This window comes from Escherichia sp. TC-EC600-tetX4 (assembly GCF_019356055.1).
Taxonomy (GTDB): domain Bacteria; phylum Pseudomonadota; class Gammaproteobacteria; order Enterobacterales; family Enterobacteriaceae.
The window spans coordinates 368670-386754 of sequence record NZ_CP079924.1; the positions used below are offsets into that span (position 1 = coordinate 368670).

Here is an 18085-nt window from a genome sequence, read left to right on the forward strand (position 1 = left end):
CGGATGAAACAGTATTTGATTGCCCCCTCAATTCTGTCGGCTGATTTTGCCCGCCTGGGTGAAGATACCGCAAAAGCCCTGGCAGCTGGCGCTGATGTCGTGCATTTTGACGTCATGGATAACCACTATGTTCCCAATCTGACGATTGGGCCAATGGTGCTGAAATCCTTGCGTAACTATGGCATTACCGCCCCTATCGACGTACACCTGATGGTGAAACCCGTCGATCGCATTGTGCCTGATTTCGCTGCCGCTGGTGCCAGCATCATTACCTTTCATCCAGAAGCCTCCGAGCATGTTGACCGCACGCTGCAACTGATTAAAGAAAATGGCTGTAAAGCGGGTCTGGTATTTAACCCGGCGACACCTCTGAGCTATCTGGATTACGTGATGGATAAGCTGGATGTGATCCTGCTGATGTCCGTCAACCCTGGTTTCGGCGGTCAGTCTTTCATTCCTCAAACACTGGATAAACTGCGCGAAGTACGTCGCCGTATCGACGAGTCTGGCTTTGACATTCGACTAGAAGTGGACGGTGGCGTGAAGGTGAACAACATTGGCGAAATCGCTGCGGCGGGCGCGGATATGTTCGTCGCCGGTTCGGCAATCTTCGACCAGCCAGACTACAAAAAAGTCATTGATGAAATGCGCAGTGAACTGGCAAAGGTAAGTCATGAATAAGTTTGAAGATATTCGCGGCGTCGCTTTTGATCTTGATGGTACGCTGGTCGACAGTGCTCCTGGTCTTGCTGCTGCGGTAGATATGGCGCTGTATGCGCTGGAGTTGCCCGTCGCAGGTGAAGAACGCGTTATTACCTGGATTGGTAACGGCGCAGATGTTCTGATGGAGCGCGCATTGACCTGGGCGCGTCAGGAACGTGCGACTCAGCGTAAAACAATGGGTAAACCGCCCGTTGATGACGACATTCCGGCAGAAGAACAGGTACGTATTCTGCGTAAACTGTTCGATCGCTACTATGGCGAGGTTGCCGAAGAGGGGACGTTTTTGTTCCCGCACGTTGCCGATACGTTGGGCGCGTTGCAGGCTAAAGGCCTGCCGCTAGGCCTGGTCACCAACAAACCGACGCCGTTCGTCGCGCCGCTGCTCGAAGCCTTAGATATCGCCAAATACTTCAGCGTGGTGATTGGTGGTGATGATGTGCAAAACAAAAAACCGCATCCGGACCCGCTGTTACTGGTGGCTGAGCGGATGGGAATTGCCCCACAACAGATGCTGTTTGTCGGCGACTCACGCAATGATATTCAGGCGGCAAAAGCGGCAGGTTGCCCATCAGTTGGCTTAACCTACGGATATAACTACGGCGAGGCTATCGATCTCAGCCAGCCTGATGTAATTTATCAGTCTATAAATGACCTTCTGCCCGCATTAGGGCTTCCGCATAGCGAAAATCAGGAATCGAAAAATGACTAAGCCCATCGTTTTTAGTGGCGCACAGCCCTCAGGTGAATTGACCATTGGTAACTACATGGGTGCGCTGCGTCAGTGGGTAAACATGCAGGATGACTACCATTGCATTTACTGTATCGTTGACCAACACGCGATCACCGTGCGCCAGGATGCACAGAAGCTGCGTAAAGCGACGCTGGATACGCTGGCCTTGTATCTGGCTTGTGGTATCGATCCTGAGAAAAGCACCATTTTTGTTCAGTCCCACGTGCCGGAACATGCACAGTTAGGCTGGGCACTGAACTGCTATACCTACTTCGGCGAACTGAGTCGCATGACGCAGTTTAAAGATAAATCTGCGCGTTATGCCGAGAACATCAACGCTGGTCTGTTTGACTATCCGGTGCTGATGGCAGCGGACATCCTGCTGTATCAAACTAATCTGGTACCGGTGGGTGAAGACCAGAAACAGCACCTCGAACTGAGCCGCGATATTGCCCAGCGTTTCAACGCGCTGTATGGCGAGATCTTTAAGGTGCCGGAGCCGTTTATTCCGAAATCTGGCGCGCGCGTAATGTCGCTGCTGGAGCCGACCAAGAAGATGTCCAAGTCTGACGATAATCGCAATAACGTTATCGGCCTGCTGGAAGATCCGAAATCGGTAGTGAAGAAAATCAAACGTGCGGTCACTGACTCCGACGAGCCGCCGGTAGTTCGCTACGATGTGCAGAACAAAGCGGGCGTTTCCAACCTGTTGGATATCCTTTCAGCGGTAACGGGCCAGAGCATCCCAGAACTGGAAAAACAGTTCGAAGGCAAGATGTATGGTCATCTGAAAGGTGAAGTGGCTGATGCCGTTTCCGGTATGCTGACTGAATTGCAGGAACGCTATCACCGTTTCCGCAACGATGAAGCCTTCCTGCAACAGGTGATGAAAGATGGCGCGGAAAAAGCCAGCGCGCACGCTTCCCGTACGCTAAAAGCGGTGTACGAAGCGATTGGTTTTGTGGCGAAGCCGTAATTCACTATTGCTGGCAAATTGCGCTTTGTTCATGCCGGATGCGGCGTGAACGCCTTATCCGGCCTACAAAGTAATGCACATATTGCAAGGAAATGTAGGCCTGATAAGCGTAGCGCATCAGGCAATTTTGCTTTTATCATCACTCTGAAACCGGGGAAACCCGGTTTTTTTATCCTCATTTGCAATAATCCGAAAAAATGTGAAGTGCCTCGCCGTTTCCACATCTCGCTGTTGCGCCTTATCTTCAAATTCCTGAAGATATAAATATTCAATTTACTGAAAATTTATTATGCGTCGAACGTTTATCAAAAAAGAAGGCGTCGTCATCACGACGCTGGCCCGTTATTTGTTGGGTGAAAAGTGCGGTAATCGATTGAAAACCATAGATGAGCTGGCAAATGAATGCCGTTCATCCGTTGGCCTGACGCAGGCCGCGTTGAAAACGCTGGAATCAAGCGGAGCGATACGGATTGAACGCCGTGGGCGCAATGGCAGTTATCTGGTCGAGATGGATAACAAAGCATTGCTGACTCATGTGGATATCAACAACGTGGTATGTGCAATGCCCTTGCCCTATACCCGTTTGTACGAAGGCCTGGCGAGCGGATTGAAAGCCCAGTTTGATGGCATTCCTTTTTACTATGCGCACATGCGTGGCGCGGATATTCGCGTGGAGTGTCTGCTTAATGGCGTGTATGACATGGCGGTGGTTTCGCGACTAGCGGCGGAAAGTTATCTCACGCAAAAAGGCTTATGCCTCGCGCTGGAGTTGGGGCCGCACACCTACGTTGGCGAGCACCAGTTGATTTGCCGTAAAGGCGAGTCCGCAAACGTGAAGCGCGTGGGGCTGGATAACCGTTCGGCGGATCAGAAAATCATGACCGATGTTTTTTTTGGCGGTAGTGATGTGGAACGAGTCGATCTCTCTTATCACGAGAGTTTACAACGCATTGTTAAAGGCGATGTCGATGCGGTGATCTGGAACGTGGTGGCGGAAAACGAACTGACCATGCTGGGATTAGAGGCGACGCCGCTCACAGACGATCCGCGATTTTTACAGGCCACCGAAGCCGTGGTCCTGACGCGAGTCGATGATTACCCAATGCAACAACTGCTGCGTGCCGTTGTAGATAAACACGCCCTGCTCGCCCATCAACAACGGGTAGTGAGTGGGGAACAGGAACCGAGTTATTAAACGAAAGGCATCTGATATGGAAACCAGACTCAACCTGCTTTGCGAGGCAGGCGTTATTGATAAGGACATCTGCAAAGGCATGATGCAGGTCGTCAACGTACTGGAAACAGAGTGCCATCTGCCGGTGCGCAGTGAGCAAGGAACGATGGCGATGACACATATGGCGAGTGCACTGATGCGCAGTCGCCGTGGTGAAGAAATAGAGCCGCTGGATAACGAGTTGCTGGCAGAACTGGCGCAATCCAGCCACTGGCAAGCCGTTGTGCAATTGCATCAGGTGTTGTTGAAGGAATTCGCACTGGAAGTTAACCCGTGTGAAGAAGGCTATTTGCTGGCCAACCTTTATGGATTATGGATGGCTGCTAACGAAGAGGTTTGAAGCTCCCGACAAATCCACGTCGCACAACCTAAATATTCAAAAAAATGAATATTTAATTCAAGGAACAGAAACGAGGCAACAAGATGTTTGTAGAAGCATTGAAACGCCAGAACCCGGCGCTGATTTCCGCCGCACTAAGCCTGTGGCAGCAGGGCAAGATCGCCCCGGACAGCTGGGTGATCGACGTGGATCAGATACTGGAAAACGGTAAGCGGCTGATTGAGACGGCGCGGCTTTACGGCATTGAACTGTATCTGATGACCAAGCAGTTTGGTCGTAATCCGTGGCTGGCGGAAAAATTGCTGGCATTAGGCTACAGCGGCATTGTGGCGGTGGATTACAAAGAGGCGCGAGTCATGCGCCGCGCTGGTTTGCCTGTGGCGCATCAGGGGCATCTGGTACAAATCCCTTGTCATCAGGTTGCTGACGCCGTTGAACAGGGCACCGACGTCATCACCGTGTTTACTCTCGACAAAGCGCGGGAAGTTTCTGCGGCGGCGGTGAAGGCCGGGCGAATCCAGTCTGTGCTGCTTAAAGTTTATAGCGACGATGATTTTCTTTATCCGGGCCAGGAGAGCGGTTTTGCCCTCAAGGTGTTGCCGGAGATTGTCGCCGAAATCCAGAATCTGCCAGGGCTGCATTTAGCCGGACTTACCCATTTCCCTTGCCTGCTTTGGGATGAGGCTGTCGGAAAAGTTTTGCCGACACCGAATCTTCACACGCTGATACAGGCACGGGATCAACTGGCGAAATCTGGTATTGCACTTGAGCAACTGAACGCGCCTTCAGCGACCAGCTGCACTTCGCTGCCATTACTGGCGCAATACGGTGTGACTCATGCCGAACCCGGTCATGCGCTGACGGGCACTATTCCGGCAAACCAGCAGGGCGATCAGCCTGAACGTATCGCGATGCTCTGGTTAAGTGAAATCTCCCATCATTTCCGTGGCGACAGCTACTGCTACGGCGGCGGTTACTATCGTCGTGGTCATGCGCAACATGCGTTGGTGTTTACGCCAGAAAATCAAAAGATTACTGAAACCAATCTCAAAACTGTGGATGACAGCAGTATCGACTACACCCTGCCGCTGGCAGGCGAGTTTCCGGTAAGCAGTGCAGTGGTGCTCTGTTTTCGCACGCAGATTTTTGTCACCCGTAGCGATGTGGTGCTGGTGTCCGGTATTCATCGTGGCGAACCGGAAATCGTCGGTCGTTATGACAGTCTTGGAAACTCTCTGGGGGCGTAATGGCGCGATTTGTGGTGTTAGTGATTGATAGCTTTGGCGTAGGGGCAATGAAAGATGTCACGCTGGTGCGTCCGCAAGATGCGGGAGCGAATACATGTGGTCACATCCTGAGCCAGTTGCCGCATTTGCAGCTACCAACGCTGGAGACGCTGGGGCTAATCAACGCATTGGGTTATGCGCCAGGCGATATGCAGCCGTCAGATTCCGCAACCTGGGGCGTGGCAGAGCTGCAACATGAAGGTGGCGATACCTTTATGGGGCATCAGGAAATTTTAGGCACGCGCCCGTTACCGCCGCTGCGGATGCCTTTTCGCGATGTGATTGACCGTGTTGAGCAGGCATTAGTTTCCGCTGGCTGGCAGGTGGAGCGCCGTGGCGATGATCTGCAATTTCTGTGGGTCAATCAGGCGGTTGCGATTGGCGATAATCTCGAGGCGGATTTAGGCCAGGTCTATAACATTACCGCCAATCTCTCTGTGATCTCTTTTGACGACGCAATCAAAATTGGTCGTATCGTGCGTGAGCAGGTACAGGTCGGTCGGGTCATTACATTTGGTGGCCTGTTAACCGACAGTCAACGCATTCTCGATGCCGCAGAAAGCAAAGAAGGGCGCTTTATTGGTATCAATGCGCCGCGTTCTGGCGCTTATGACAACGGTTTCCAGGTCGTGCATATGGGCTATGGCGTCGATGAAAAAGTGCAGGTGCCACAAAAACTGTATGAAGCAGGCGTGCCAACCGTGCTGGTGGGTAAGGTGGCAGATATCGTCAACAATCCTTATGGCGTGAGCTGGCAAAATCTGGTGGATAGCCAGCGGATTATGGATATCACCCTCAACGAATTTAACACCCATCCGACGGCGTTTATTTGCACCAACATTCAGGAAACCGACCTCGCTGGTCATGCAGAAGACGTCGCACGTTATGCCGAACGTTTGCAGGTCGTTGACCGTAACCTTGCCCGGCTTGTTGAGGCGATGCAGCCAGATGATTGCCTGGTCGTGATGGCGGATCACGGCAACGATCCGACCATTGGTCACAGCCACCATACCCGCGAAGTGGTGCCAGTGCTGGTTTATCAGCAAGGGATGATCGCTACGCAGCTCGGTGTGCGCACCACGCTTTCTGATGTGGGGGCTACCGTGTGTGAATTTTTCCGCGCGCCACCGCCACAAAATGGTCGCTCTTTTCTTTCCTCCCTCCGGTTTGCAGGAGACACCCTATGAGTTTTGATCCGACGGGTTACACCCTCGCCCATGAGCATCTGCATATTGATCTCTCCGGCTTTAAAAACAACGTGGACTGCCGCCTTGATCAGTATGCGTTCATTTGCCAGGAGATGAACGACCTGATGACCCGGGGCGTGCGTAATGTGATTGAGATGACCAACCGTTACATGGGGCGCAATGCGCAATTTATGCTTGATGTAATGCGCGAGACGGGGATCAACGTGGTGGCCTGTACCGGTTATTACCAGGACGCGTTTTTCCCGGAACATGTGGCGACCCGCAGCGTGCAGGAACTGGCGCAGGAGATGGTCGATGAAATTGAACAGGGTATCGATGGCACGGAGCTGAAAGCCGGGATCATCGCGGAGATCGGCACCAGCGAAGGAAAGATTACGCCGCTGGAAGAGAAGGTATTTATTGCCGCTGCGCTGGCGCATAACCAGACCGGACGCCCGATCTCCACGCATACGTCGTTCAGCACGATGGGGCTGGAGCAACTGGCGTTGCTACAAGCCCACGGGGTTGATCTTTCGCGCGTCACCGTTGGTCACTGCGATCTGAAAGACAACCTCGACAACATTTTGAAGATGATCGATCTCGGCGCGTACGTGCAGTTCGACACCATCGGCAAGAACAGTTACTACCCGGACGAAAAGCGTATTGCGATGCTTCATGCGCTACGCGACCGTGGGTTGCTGAACCGCGTCATGCTGTCGATGGATATTACGCGCCGCTCCCATTTAAAAGCCAACGGTGGTTATGGCTATGACTATTTACTAACCACCTTTATTCCGCAATTGCGCCAGTCAGGATTCAGTCAGGCCGATGTGGATGTGATGTTACGTGAAAATCCCTCTCAATTTTTCCAATAAGGACAGACTCATGAAAAAGATTGGCGTTGCAGGCTTACAGCGTGAGCAGATTAAAAAAACTATTGAAGCGACGGCTCCTGGCTGTTTTGAAGTTTTCATTCACAACGACATGGAAGCGGCAATGAAGGTGAAATCCGGGCAACTGGATTATTACATCGGCGCGTGTAATACCGGTGCGGGCGCGGCATTGTCGATTGCCATCGCGGTGATAGGCTATAACAAAAGTTGCACCATTGCCAAACCAGGCATTAAAGCGAAAGACGAGCATATCGCCAAAATGATCGCTGAAGGAAAAGTGGCGTTTGGCCTTTCCGTTGAGCACGTCGAACACGCGATTCCGATGCTGATTAACCATCTGAAATAAAAGGCACGACTATGGATCTGTATATTCAGATTATCGTGGTGGCGTGCCTGACGGGTATGACATCGCTTCTGGCGCATCGCTCGGCGGCTGTTTTTCATGACGGCATCCGCCCGATCCTGCCGCAACTGATTGAAGGCTATATGAACCGTCGCGAGGCGGGGAGTATCGCTTTTGGTCTGAGCATTGGTTTTGTGGCCTCGGTGGGGATCTCTTTTACCCTGAAAACCGGGCTGCTCAACGCATGGTTACTCTTTCTTCCTACCGATATCCTCGGCGTCCTGGCGATAAACAGCCTGATGGCGTTTGGTCTTGGCGCTATCTGGGGCGTGTTGATCCTTACTTGCCTGTTGCCAGTAAACCAGCTGCTGACCGCGCTGCCGGTGGATGTATTAGGTAGCCTGGGGGAATTAAGCTCGCCGGTGGTTTCAGCTTTTGCACTGTTCCCGCTGGTGGCGATTTTCTACCAGTTTGGCTGGAAGCAAAGTCTGATCGCCGCCGTGGTGGTACTGATGACCCGTGTGGTAGTCGTGCGCTATTTCCCACATCTTAACCCTGAATCCATCGAAATCTTTATTGGCATGGTGATGCTGCTGGGGATCGCGATAACTCACGACCTGCGTCATCGTGATGAAAATGACATTGATGCCAGCGGGCTTTCGGTGTTTGAAGAACGCACGTCACGGATTATCAAAAACTTACCCTATATCGCCATCGTGGGAGCATTGATTGCCGCCGTTGCCAGCATGAAGATTTTTGCTGGCAGTGAAGTGTCGATCTTCACACTGGAGAAAGCATATTCCGCAGGCGTAACGCCGGAACAATCGCAAACGCTGATTAATCAGGCGGCTCTGGCAGAATTTATGCGCGGACTGGGGTTTGTGCCGTTGATTGCCACCACCGCGTTAGCAACGGGTGTGTATGCAGTTGCGGGCTTTACCTTTGTTTATGCGGTGGACTATCTCTCGCCGAATCCGATGGTTGCAGCGGTATTAGGCGCAGTGGTTATTTCGGCGGAAGTCTTGCTGCTTCGTTCGATCGGCAAATGGCTGGGACGCTACCCGTCGGTGCGTAATGCGTCGGATAACATCCGTAACGCCATGAATATGCTGATGGAAGTGGCGCTGCTGGTCGGTTCGATTTTCGCAGCAATTAAGATGGCGGGTTATACCGGATTCTCTATCGCGGTTGCCATTTACTTCCTCAACGAATCCCTGGGCCGTCCGGTACAGAAAATGGCGGCACCGGTCGTGGCAGTAATGATCACCGGTATTCTGCTGAATGTTCTTTACTGGCTTGGCCTGTTCGTTCCGGCTTAAGGAAGGCACCTATGAAGACGTTTCCTCTGCAAAGCCTGACGATTATTGAGGCGCAGCAAAAGCAGTTTGCGCTGGTGGATAGCATTTGTCGCCATTTCCCCGGCAGCGAGTTTCTTACTGGCGGTGATTTAGGCTTAACGCCAGGACTGAATCAACCGCGCGTTACCCAGCGTGTGGAACAGGTGCTGGCTGATGCATTTCACGCACAGGCTGCGGCGCTGGTGCAGGGCGCGGGGACTGGCGCGATTCGCGCCGGGCTGGCGGCTTTGCTCAAACCGGGGCAGCGTCTTCTGGTGCATGACGCGCCTGTTTACCCGACGACACGGGTTATTATTGAGCAGATGGGGCTGACGCTTATTACTGTTGATTTCAATGACCTGTCGGCACTGAAGCAGGTCGTCGACGAGCAACAACCGGATGCGGCGCTGGTGCAGCATACGCGCCAGCAGCCGCAGGACAGCTACGTGCTGGCAGATGTGCTGGCAACGTTGCGCGCGGCAGGTGTTCCAGCGTTAACCGATGACAACTATGCGGTGATGAAGGTGGCTCGAATCGGCTGTGAATGCGGCGCGAATGTCTCGACATTTTCCTGCTTCAAGCTATTTGGGCCAGAGGGTGTTGGTGCAGTGGTCGGCGATGCTGATGTTATCAACCGTATTCGCGCCACGCTTTACTCCGGCGGTAGCCAGATCCAGGGCGCACAGGCGCTGGAAGTATTGCGTGGTCTGGTGTTTGCGCCAGTGATGCACGCGGTGCAGGCAGGGGTATCTGAACGGTTGCTGGCTTTGCTTAACGGTGGTGCGGTGCCGGAAGTGAAAAGCGCGGTGATTGCTAATGCGCAGTCGAAGGTGTTGATTGTCGAGTTTCATCAGCCGATTGCCGCCAGAGTGCTGGAAGAGGCGCAAAAGCGCGGTGCCTTGCCTTACCCGGTGGGTGCAGAGTCGAAATATGAAATCCCGCCGCTCTTTTATCGCCTTTCCGGAACGTTTCGCCAGGCGAATCCACAATCAGAACATTGTGCGATTCGCATTAACCCGAATCGCAGCGGTGAAGAGACGGTGCTGCGGATTTTGCGTGAGAGTATTGCCAGTATTTAATGCTGGATAGCACCGTCAAGCTAAATTCCGTACTGAACGGTCCCCTCGCCCCTTTGGGGAGAGGGTTAGGGTGAGGGGAACGTACGGGATGTAAAATTCAACGCGCCAGCATCGCCGGATGCGATGCTGGCGCATCTTATCCGGCCTACGGTTAATGTCTTTTATTATCAATAGTTAAGGTGATGCGATTGGCGCGGCAGAAGAGTTCGGAGACGTGCACCGGTTTGTCATTCTGATCAAAGGCGATTTTGCTGATGCGAAACAACGGTTCGCCCAGTTCGCATTTCAGCCATTTTGCCTGCGGGCGGGTGGCGGCAAAGATATCGATGGTCTTTTTGTCGCTGACCACTCGCGTGTCAAAACGCTCCTGAAATAACTGATAGGTGGAGCTTCCTTCGACGTAAATCTCATCAAAGTCAGGATAACGCGACAGCGGGATCCATGAACTATCAATAAACAGCGGCTCTTTATCGAGATACATCACCCGGCAGAGATGGAACACTTCGCTGTTTCCGGGGATGTTCAGCTTTTCGCAAAACGGCGCGGCGCTGACCCGTTCCTGTTCGATCACTTTCTCTTTCGTCGCCTTGCCTTGTGAGACGCCAAAATCGGTAAAACCACTGACAGTAAGCAGGGCGTTTTCAACTTTCTGGCTTTGTACAAAGGTGCCTTTTCCCTGCCAGCGGATCAGTACGCCGTCTGCCACTAAGTCGCTGATGGCTTTGCGAATGGTAATGCGGCTGACGTTATATTGTGTACAAAGCTCGTTTTCGGTAGGGATCTGTTGCCCGGCCTGGTAAACCCCCTGCGCGATATCATCCAGCAGTCGCTGGCGGACGGTAGCGTAGAGGAGTTGATGAGAGTAGCGGTCCGTAGCTGACATAATCGACCCTGAAATAAAGAATGAATTACTCGGATTATAGGGTCGTTTTCCGGCAAGTAACAGCACGTTGGCGTGAAGATGCTCACGCCAACGTTATACCTACCAGGCACCGTGGTACTGAATGGTTTTCGCCGCGCACGCCGTTCCCTGCGCTATCGCCTGCGGTAATGTCATCCCCGCAGACCAGCCGCAAAGGAATCCGGCAATGAACGAATCTCCGGCACCCATGGTGTCGATAACCGTCACCGGTTCAGGAGCCTGACGCCAGAACTGCGCGCCATCCCAGGCAATGCTGCCGTTTTCACCCAGCGTGACAATCACTGTTCCTGCGCCACGGGCAACAATCGCTTTCATCTTCAGACGCAGCGTTTCGTCTTCTTGCGGTGCGGAGGCAAAGGCAAAATCGAGATGCGGCACCAGTGTCTGCCAGAGCGGGCTGTCCCACTTGTCGGAGAAGTCGAAAGCGGTAAGTTTGCCCGCAGCGTGCAGCTGTGGGAATGCGTCTTCCGCATGTCCCCAGATTGCCGCGTGCACAATGTCATACTGCGCCAGCCAGGCGTAATCCTCTTCACTCAGGGCAAAGTCGGCCATCACGCCTTCGGTGTAGTCGCCAAAAACGCGATCATTGTCGTGCAGTTCCACCTGAGTTTGTGCGGTAACGCCGTGTTTCGTATGGACATGGCTGATATCGACGCCCATGCGGGCGAGATCCTGCTTCAGCTTTGTGCCGTAGTCATCGTCACCCACCCAGGTAATGCATCCCGGCTGTATGCCGTAGCGAGTGCAGTACACCGCCACATTGACCGCATTACCGCCAGAAAACGCTTTATTCAGTTGCGGGTAGATATCGACGCAGTTATCGCCGATTGTCGCCAGGGTTTTCATCTCTCATCCTCCGGCAGCAGCGCGCGAAAGCGTTCCAGCGCCTGGCGGGCATAGAGTCTGGGCTCGTTCATATACATCGTCACCAGCTCCACCGTACAGTAACCCTCATAGCCCCGCTCAATAATATCGCGCATCAGTTCCCGCAGCGGCATTTTGCCTTCTCCAGGAATGTAATGCGTGTCGCTGGCCCCGTCGCTGTCGACAATATGCAGATGACGTAATTTATCGCCCAGTTTGTCGAAATAACTCATCACCGGTTCCGCCTGGACATACGGCGCGCAAATGTCGACCATGCTGAACAGGCGCGGCGAAGGCACCAGCGCCAGCGCATGAAGCACATCATTAGCATTACACACGACGTTCGATTCATACGGCGTTAACGGTTCGAGGATTAGATCCATGCCGATGTTTTCCGCGTACTCACACAGTTCGCTTAGGTTCTCTGCCAGCCGTCCCCAGATAACATTAGGTGGCGTGAGATAGCCCGCGTGGGCCGCGGAAATCAGCGTATAACCCGCGTTCATCTCTTTTGCCATATCCATCGCCAGCTTGATCATGTCGAGGCTTTCGCGACGCATATGTTCATCGCCCAGCATCATGTTATACGGATAGCCGTTGGTTTCTGGCGTATAGCCGATAATCGGCATCTGATACGTCTGCGCCAGCGCCTTGATTTGTTTGATGCCGCCCGCTTTTAAGTCCGGCGCGAACGCGTGCGGGCGACCGCCCCAAATTTCGATGCCGTCGTAACCCAGCTCGCTTGCATCACGAAATGCGTGTTCAATAGGCAGCCGCTGGTGGCCGCAGGTAAACATACCTGTTTTCATCGGGTAACTCCTTGCGTAAATCCGGCCCGTTGCCGGGCCGGGAGAGGGATTAATATTCCACCAGACCACCGTAATAGCGGCGTTCATCCGGGTTGTGATCTTTGTAAATAGACAGGTAGTAGCAGAGCCACTCCATTGGCACGAACATCAGGAACGGTGCCAGCCACGGGTGCAGCCCTTGCGAAATTTCGGCGTAATCGATGACGATCACGTTGTCAGTACGCTGTTTAACAAAGTTAATGGCGCGTTCGGTGGTGTGGCGACTTTCATCATTGCCGAGCAGGAACAGGAACGGAACGCCCGGTTCGACAATCTCCAGCGGGCCATGGCGGAACTCTCCGCTCTCAATCACGCAGCCGTGCGTCCAGGTAAATTCCATCAGCGTTACAATGCCTTCTTTGTAACCCAGCGGACGCAGCGGACCCGCAGCAACGGTATAAATCATCGGCCACTGGCTGGCCAGTTCACCAAGCTGGCGGCCTTTTTCTTCCCAGGTGCGTACCAGATGACCGAGCGCATTCGGCAACTGCTTGAGATCGTTTTTGATCTTGCCGATTTCCGCGTTCGGCGCGAGGCGGGTGATCATCTCCAGCACCACGCTGTAGCAGAGCAGCAGGTGAATTTCCCAGATACAGTCGGCCTGATAATCAATGCTAAATTCCGCCGCCGAGGTAATCGGGCTATCCGCGCGTTTGGTGAACGCCGCAGTGAGTGCGCCGCAGGCCCGGCCCAGCTCCAGCGCTTTGATTACCTCTTCGGTTTTACCGTAGTCAGAAACGCCAATTACTGCGCAACGATCGTCGAGGCGATACGGGGTGTTATCGCAGAACTCCCAGCCGGAAATGGCGTAGACCTGAAGATCGGAAAAGCGATCCGCCAGATGTTTCGCCGTTTGCGCCGCGTTGAGTGGCGATCCGCAGGCAACGAAATAAATACGATCAATGTCGCGCTTCACCATCTCTTCCACGATGGCGTGCACCAGCGGAACGTCATGGCTGAGAACTTTTTCCACTTCCTGAACCATATTTTCGGTGACCAGAAAGTCCACGGTGCTTTTATCAATATCCAACATTTTATTTTCTCCAGATAACATTACGACAAAGCGTTGAGCTGGCGGCTACGCTTCGCCCAGAAGGCGTAAGCAGGCAGACCAGTAGCAATAACGATGACGGCGCAGATAAGGCCGGGAATCGGTGCCCAGACAAAGGTTGAGGCGACCAGAATGAGGCTTGACGCAATGGCGAGGGTGGTCATCAGCCCGAAAGCCGGAGTACGCCACAGCGGTTTGTAATCGTCGCGTTTACGACACCAGATGATGGAGCCGAAGGTGAGGGTATTTTTGAAACACATCACCAGGGTGAAATAACCCAGCAGGCTGGTGAGATCGGAAACGAAGATGAAGAAGATCCCCAGCGCCCCTTGCAGGATGATGGAGACATCCGGCGTGTTGTATTTCGGATGCACATGGCCGAAGCATTTAAAGAACAGGTTGTCTTTCGCCATCGCGTATTCCAGCCGCGGCTGGTACATCACGCAGCTGGAAAGCGAACCAAGAATGACGATCATCGCCGTGATGGCAACAAAGATCCCAGCGGTGCTGCCGAGTGCGGGGATCCAGGTCAGGGCGTCGGAAATCGGCGTTTCAGAATTGGCGAGTTTGTCGAAGGGCATCAGGCCGGAAATCACCAGCGCCAGCAGGGTGTAGAGCACCAGAACCAGCAGACAGGAACCAATCAGCGCTCGTGGCATGGTTTTTCCGGGGTTTTTAATTTCGCCGGTCATATAACAGATAGAGGCCATGCCGGTATACGACCAACTGGTGGCAGAGATCCCCGCCAGCAGCGCCATAAAGCTGCCCGTTGCGCCAATCGCAGTGGTGGTAGGGGCGGCAAAATTCTCCGCTTTAAACCAGAAGATCCCAAGGCCAATGACGATAGTGAACGGGATAATTTTGGCGATGGTAATTAGCGTCTGAAACGCTGCGCCGCCTTCAACGGAGCGCAGGTGTAGCAACATAAAGGCGATAATTAATCCGGCGGCGATAAATTTACCGAGCAACGGATCGATAGGCGTTAAAAAGCCAAGATTGCTGACAATCGCCAGCGCCATAATCGACAATGACGGCGCATCGTTGGCCCAGAAGCTGGCCCAGCCGGAGAGGAAAGCCAGCGGTCGGCTTCCGGCATTTTTCAGATAAACATAATCTGCGCCATTTTCCGGATAAGCGGTGGATAGTTCCGCATAGACGCACATTTGCGGGATCACAATTAACCCGCCAATGACAAACGCGAGCACCGTAAGCCACGGCGTGCCCGCTGCTTTTGCCACTTCACCCACAGATACAAAAATACCGGAGCCGACGGTTGTCCCGACGGCGATTGCAAGAACGGCCCAAAATCCGAGCTTGCGTTGGAGTTCCTGGCTTCCCATAGCGATACCTTTTTCTTGTCCAATACGTTGTAGGGGAGAGTTTGCAGTCATTTAAAAGGTAACATGACAATGCATGATGAATATAACAACATATGATGTTATGTAATGTGGAGGAAGATCACAAAATTTCGCACAGGATCGCGCTGTGGCTAATGGATGTAGTTATCAAATTGAATTTAAAGTGAAAATATTTTTACGGGCGGGGGCAAGAAGGACATAGAAACAAATACGCCCTCGGAAAATCCAGAGGGCGTCGGGCAATTAAACCGGTGTTAGCCGATTTCTGTCAGAGACTTACTGTGCAGTAGGACCGCAACCGCCAATGATTTTAGAAATAGAAATTGCCGGGTGCAGCAGGTAGTCGTAAGAGCAGTTCTTATCACGGTTTTCAATATGACCAGTACATGCAGTTAACGTAGCCAGTACTGCACCTACCAGTGCAACTTTAATAAATTTGTTCATTTACATTCCCTATGTATTATATATTAATTAATATTCATTGATTATATGAATATAAGCAGACTGCTCGTTAAGAACGATACAGGAATATTTAATTGGCGTCAGTGAGCGAATGACTTAATTTTGTAAGTCGCTGTAACGGTGAATATAACCCATTAGCAGATAATATTTATTAAGGGGCTATGTTTTATTTGCTGAATATATAAAAAGAGTCATTAAGAAGGCCAGAATTCTCTGGCCCGGGTTAAATTAATGGTTGGAGAACCAGTTCAGTTTATCGCGCAGGCCAACAACCCGACCAATAATAATTAGCGATGGACTGTTCATTTGCTGCGCCAGTTCTCCCAGCTGTGTGAGCGTACCGTCAATCACGCGCTGCGTGACTGCCGTACCGTTTTCGACAATTGCCACCGGCATTTCGCCTGGCATTCCGTGTTCAATCAGCTTTTGCTGAATAGTCGCGGCCTGATTCAACCCCATATAGAACACCAGCGTCTGTTTTTCTGCCGCCAGGTTTTCCCAGTCCAGCTCGCCACCGGTTTTTAAGTGTCCGGTAATTAAGCGTACGCTCTGGGCATAATCGCGATGCGTGAGTGGAATACCCGAATAGGCAGAGCAACCAGAAGCTGCGGTAATACCCGGAACCACCGAGAACGGAATACCCGCGTTGCACAGTGTTTCCAGCTCTTCGCCACCACGGCCAAAAATAAACGGATCGCCACCTTTCAGCCGCACCACGCGTTTGCCTTTTTGCGCTTCCCGCAGCAGGATCTGGTTAATCTCTTCCTGGGGTACGCAGTGGTATCCCGCGCGTTTGCCGACGAAAACACGGTCCGCATCGCGGCGTACCAGATTCATAATATCGTCAGAAACCAGACGGTCGTAGACCACCACATCTGCCTGCTGAATTTGTTGCAGTCCTTTCAGTGTCAGCAGCCCGGCATCGCCCGGACCTGCACCAACCAGCACCACTTCACCGCGATGGTCGAGCGGTTCGTTGATTAACTGTTCGGTCGTTTCAGTAATGGCTTTCTGATCGTTGTTTGCCAGCGACTGCGCCAGGCGGTCGTTAACGAACAATTTCTCCCAGAAACGGCGACGCTCACCCATCGTGGCGAACTGTTGTTTCACTCGCCCGCGTAATTGCCCGGCGTATTTCGCTACCTGGCCCAGATGTAACGGCAGCAGTGATTCAAGTTTTTCGCGCAACAGGCGTGCCAGAACCGGAGAGGTGCCGCCAGAGGAGACCGCTACCATGAGCGGTGAGCGGTCAATAATCGACGGCATAATAAAGCTGGCGGCTTTCGGCGCATCGACCACGTTACAGAAGATGCGACGAGCTTCAGCGGCTTCGCTGACGCGCTGGTTAAGCGCGTCATCATCCGTCGCTGCAATCGCCAGCCAGCAGGTGTCGAGAAGGCTTTCATCAAATGGCCCTTCGACGAGGGTTAACATGCCTGCATCTGCCCATGCGGTGAACTGTGGAATAAACGCTAATGCATTCACCGTTAAGCGAGCGCCTGCGTCTAACAGCAACCTTGCTTTGCGTTCCGCGACATCACCACCGCCGACAATCAGACAGTCGCGATCGCGTAATTGGCAAAATATAGGCAAATGATCCACGTAAAAACCCCTTAGTAATTAACCGGCAGCCGTTTCAGTTTGATTAAATTTGTCCGCAACCGGACGATTCGCTTTCGGCGTAGCATACCAATAACCCAATCCCATGAATACGGCACCTGATAAAGTATTACCCAGCGTCACCCACAGCAGGTTATGACCAATACCCGCCAGCGTGTAGGCTTCGCTGTGGTTGCCGAACCAGGAGAGCGCGAACAGCGTCATGTTAGCGATAGAGTGCTCGTAGCCGGACGCGATAAATGCCAGCAGACACCACCAGATAGCGATAAATTTCGCCGCCCCTTCAGTGCGCAGCGCCATCCAGATTGCCAGGCAAACCAGCCAGTTACACAATGCACCTTTGAAGAAGAGTACCATTGCCGGTGCAGTGGTTTTAGCCAGCGCGACGGAGTGAACGATGCTGGTATCTACCGGCAGCAGGCTACCGCCGCCCCAGCTATAGAGCATGGCAACGAAGACGGAACCGACCAGGTTACCCAGCCAGGTTTGCGGCAGGATTGCCCACATTTGCCCGTGGCTGATGCTGCCCGCTTTTACCCCAAAGGTGAGGAACATGGTGTGTCCGGTGAACAGTTCAGAACCGGCGATAATCACCAGCGTTAAGGCGATACCAAAGGTCGCGCCCATCACCAAAGGGCGTACGGATGGATCGAGCAAATTACCGAGCGTGAAAATCAGGATGATCCCAAGACCCACATACGCGCCCGCCATGGCGGAGCTGACCCAAAAGCCGAGCGGGTTATTTGCCGACAGGCGTGCAATGCGCGCAGCGTTAGCCGCACACTTATTAATAGTGTCTGTAAACATTTGATTATCCTTTAAAAAATAAAAA

19 protein-coding genes are annotated in these 18085 nt (G+C 52.9%); 11 read left to right on the forward strand and 8 right to left on the reverse strand.

The window, feature by feature from the left end; genetic code table 11:
- Window positions 1-3: 3 nt before the first annotated feature.
- From rpe to KXD89_RS01710, 11 genes are all read left to right on the forward strand, one after another.
- Window positions 4-681 (forward strand): ribulose-phosphate 3-epimerase, encoded by a 678-nt coding sequence (gene rpe, locus KXD89_RS01660; RefSeq protein ID WP_000816280.1) that lies wholly within the window; start codon window positions 4-6, stop codon window positions 679-681.
- On the forward strand, window positions 674-1432 hold the full coding sequence (gene gph / locus KXD89_RS01665; protein ID WP_001031729.1) for a phosphoglycolate phosphatase: 759 nt from the start codon (window positions 674-676) through the stop codon (window positions 1430-1432). The genes rpe and gph overlap by 8 nt, the downstream gene beginning before the upstream one ends.
- A complete protein-coding gene (gene trpS / locus KXD89_RS01670; RefSeq protein ID WP_000165552.1) occupies window positions 1425-2429 on the forward strand; it encodes a tryptophan--tRNA ligase in 1005 nt (334 codons plus the stop codon). The genes gph and trpS overlap by 8 nt, the downstream gene beginning before the upstream one ends.
- Window positions 2430-2718: 289 nt before the next feature.
- Window positions 2719-3624 (forward strand): GntR family transcriptional regulator YhfZ, encoded by a 906-nt coding sequence (gene yhfZ / locus KXD89_RS01675; RefSeq protein ID WP_001254790.1) that lies wholly within the window; start codon window positions 2719-2721, stop codon window positions 3622-3624.
- Window positions 3625-3640: 16 nt separating this feature from the next.
- Window positions 3641-4003 carry a PRD domain protein gene (locus KXD89_RS01680; protein WP_001295165.1) on the forward strand — a complete coding sequence of 121 codons (363 nt, stop codon included), beginning with the start codon at window positions 3641-3643 and terminating at the stop codon, window positions 4001-4003.
- Window positions 4004-4086: 83 nt separating this feature from the next.
- Window positions 4087-5250 (forward strand): YhfX family PLP-dependent enzyme, encoded by a 1164-nt coding sequence (locus KXD89_RS01685; RefSeq protein ID WP_000497334.1) that lies wholly within the window; start codon window positions 4087-4089, stop codon window positions 5248-5250.
- Window positions 5250-6476, forward strand: a complete 1227-nt coding sequence (locus KXD89_RS01690; RefSeq protein ID WP_000090644.1) for a phosphopentomutase — start codon at window positions 5250-5252, stop codon at window positions 6474-6476. The genes KXD89_RS01685 and KXD89_RS01690 overlap by 1 nt, the downstream gene beginning before the upstream one ends.
- On the forward strand, window positions 6473-7351 hold the full coding sequence (locus KXD89_RS01695) for a phosphotriesterase-related protein (RefSeq protein WP_000007010.1): 879 nt from the start codon (window positions 6473-6475) through the stop codon (window positions 7349-7351). The genes KXD89_RS01690 and KXD89_RS01695 overlap by 4 nt, the downstream gene beginning before the upstream one ends.
- A 10-nt stretch (window positions 7352-7361) precedes the next feature.
- Complete coding sequence (locus KXD89_RS01700; protein WP_000719728.1) at window positions 7362-7715, forward strand: DUF2620 domain-containing protein; 354 nt, start codon at window positions 7362-7364, stop codon at window positions 7713-7715.
- Between the two features lie 11 nt (window positions 7716-7726).
- Window positions 7727-9031, forward strand: a complete 1305-nt coding sequence (locus KXD89_RS01705; RefSeq protein ID WP_000366857.1) for a YhfT family protein — start codon at window positions 7727-7729, stop codon at window positions 9029-9031.
- A gap of 11 nt (window positions 9032-9042) precedes the next feature.
- Window positions 9043-10128, forward strand: a complete 1086-nt coding sequence (locus KXD89_RS01710; protein ID WP_000847144.1) for an aminotransferase class I/II-fold pyridoxal phosphate-dependent enzyme — start codon at window positions 9043-9045, stop codon at window positions 10126-10128.
- A gap of 151 nt (window positions 10129-10279) precedes the next feature.
- Here KXD89_RS01710 and frlR read toward each other — a convergent pair whose 3' ends face one another.
- The 8 genes from frlR to nirC all read right to left on the reverse strand — a co-directional run bounded on the left by frlR (window position 10280) and on the right by nirC (window position 18060).
- Window positions 10280-11011, reverse strand: coding sequence for a DNA-binding transcriptional regulator FrlR (gene frlR, locus KXD89_RS01715; RefSeq protein WP_001276847.1), 732 nt, complete (start codon window positions 11009-11011; stop codon window positions 10280-10282).
- 99 nt (window positions 11012-11110) lie between these two features.
- Complete coding sequence (gene frlD / locus KXD89_RS01720) at window positions 11111-11896, reverse strand: fructoselysine 6-kinase (protein ID WP_000853353.1); 786 nt, start codon at window positions 11894-11896, stop codon at window positions 11111-11113.
- Entirely contained in the window at window positions 11893-12723 is an 831-nt protein-coding gene (gene frlC, locus KXD89_RS01725; protein ID WP_000847837.1) for a fructoselysine 3-epimerase, read from the reverse strand. The genes frlD and frlC overlap by 4 nt, the downstream gene beginning before the upstream one ends.
- 49 nt (window positions 12724-12772) lie before the next feature.
- Window positions 12773-13795, reverse strand: a complete 1023-nt coding sequence (frlB, locus tag KXD89_RS01730; RefSeq protein ID WP_001295163.1) for a fructoselysine 6-phosphate deglycase — start codon at window positions 13793-13795, stop codon at window positions 12773-12775.
- A gap of 20 nt (window positions 13796-13815) precedes the next feature.
- Window positions 13816-15153, reverse strand: a complete 1338-nt coding sequence (frlA, locus tag KXD89_RS01735) for a fructoselysine/psicoselysine transporter (RefSeq protein ID WP_000535505.1) — start codon at window positions 15151-15153, stop codon at window positions 13816-13818.
- Between the two features lie 294 nt (window positions 15154-15447).
- Window positions 15448-15615 carry a YhfL family protein gene (locus KXD89_RS01740; protein ID WP_001031834.1) on the reverse strand — a complete coding sequence of 56 codons (168 nt, stop codon included), beginning with the start codon at window positions 15613-15615 and terminating at the stop codon, window positions 15448-15450.
- 246 nt (window positions 15616-15861) lie between these two features.
- Window positions 15862-17235: a siroheme synthase CysG gene (cysG, locus tag KXD89_RS01745; protein ID WP_000349855.1), complete on the reverse strand. Its 1374-nt coding sequence runs from the start codon at window positions 17233-17235 to the stop codon at window positions 15862-15864.
- Between the two features lie 18 nt (window positions 17236-17253).
- Window positions 17254-18060, reverse strand: coding sequence for a nitrite transporter NirC (gene nirC / locus KXD89_RS01750; protein ID WP_000493556.1), 807 nt, complete (start codon window positions 18058-18060; stop codon window positions 17254-17256).
- Window positions 18061-18085 lie beyond the last annotated feature (25 nt).

Excerpts from the sequence above, each read along its gene's own strand:
- frlB (WP_001295163.1), bottom strand. The coding sequence starts at position 13,795 with ATGTTGGATATTGATAAAAGCACCGTGGACTTTCTGGTCACCGAAAAT.
- frlR (WP_001276847.1), bottom strand. The coding sequence starts at position 11,011 with ATGTCAGCTACGGACCGCTACTCTCATCAACTCCTCTACGCTACCGTC.
- frlD (WP_000853353.1), bottom strand. The coding sequence starts at position 11,896 with ATGAAAACCCTGGCGACAATCGGCGATAACTGCGTCGATATCTACCCG.
- KXD89_RS01690 (WP_000090644.1), top strand. The coding sequence starts at position 5,250 with ATGGCGCGATTTGTGGTGTTAGTGATTGATAGCTTTGGCGTAGGGGCA.
- KXD89_RS01680 (WP_001295165.1), top strand. The coding sequence starts at position 3,641 with ATGGAAACCAGACTCAACCTGCTTTGCGAGGCAGGCGTTATTGATAAG.
- rpe (WP_000816280.1), top strand. The coding sequence starts at position 4 with ATGAAACAGTATTTGATTGCCCCCTCAATTCTGTCGGCTGATTTTGCC.
- yhfZ (WP_001254790.1), top strand. The coding sequence starts at position 2,719 with ATGCGTCGAACGTTTATCAAAAAAGAAGGCGTCGTCATCACGACGCTG.
- gph (WP_001031729.1), top strand. The coding sequence starts at position 674 with ATGAATAAGTTTGAAGATATTCGCGGCGTCGCTTTTGATCTTGATGGT.
- trpS (WP_000165552.1), top strand. The coding sequence starts at position 1,425 with ATGACTAAGCCCATCGTTTTTAGTGGCGCACAGCCCTCAGGTGAATTG.
- KXD89_RS01705 (WP_000366857.1), top strand. The coding sequence starts at position 7,727 with ATGGATCTGTATATTCAGATTATCGTGGTGGCGTGCCTGACGGGTATG.
- frlA (WP_000535505.1), bottom strand. The coding sequence starts at position 15,153 with ATGGGAAGCCAGGAACTCCAACGCAAGCTCGGATTTTGGGCCGTTCTT.
- KXD89_RS01710 (WP_000847144.1), top strand. The coding sequence starts at position 9,043 with ATGAAGACGTTTCCTCTGCAAAGCCTGACGATTATTGAGGCGCAGCAA.
- KXD89_RS01685 (WP_000497334.1), top strand. The coding sequence starts at position 4,087 with ATGTTTGTAGAAGCATTGAAACGCCAGAACCCGGCGCTGATTTCCGCC.
- KXD89_RS01700 (WP_000719728.1), top strand. The coding sequence starts at position 7,362 with ATGAAAAAGATTGGCGTTGCAGGCTTACAGCGTGAGCAGATTAAAAAA.
- KXD89_RS01740 (WP_001031834.1), bottom strand. The coding sequence starts at position 15,615 with ATGAACAAATTTATTAAAGTTGCACTGGTAGGTGCAGTACTGGCTACG.
- frlC (WP_000847837.1), bottom strand. The coding sequence starts at position 12,723 with ATGAAAACAGGTATGTTTACCTGCGGCCACCAGCGGCTGCCTATTGAA.
- nirC (WP_000493556.1), bottom strand. The coding sequence starts at position 18,060 with ATGTTTACAGACACTATTAATAAGTGTGCGGCTAACGCTGCGCGCATT.
- KXD89_RS01695 (WP_000007010.1), top strand. The coding sequence starts at position 6,473 with ATGAGTTTTGATCCGACGGGTTACACCCTCGCCCATGAGCATCTGCAT.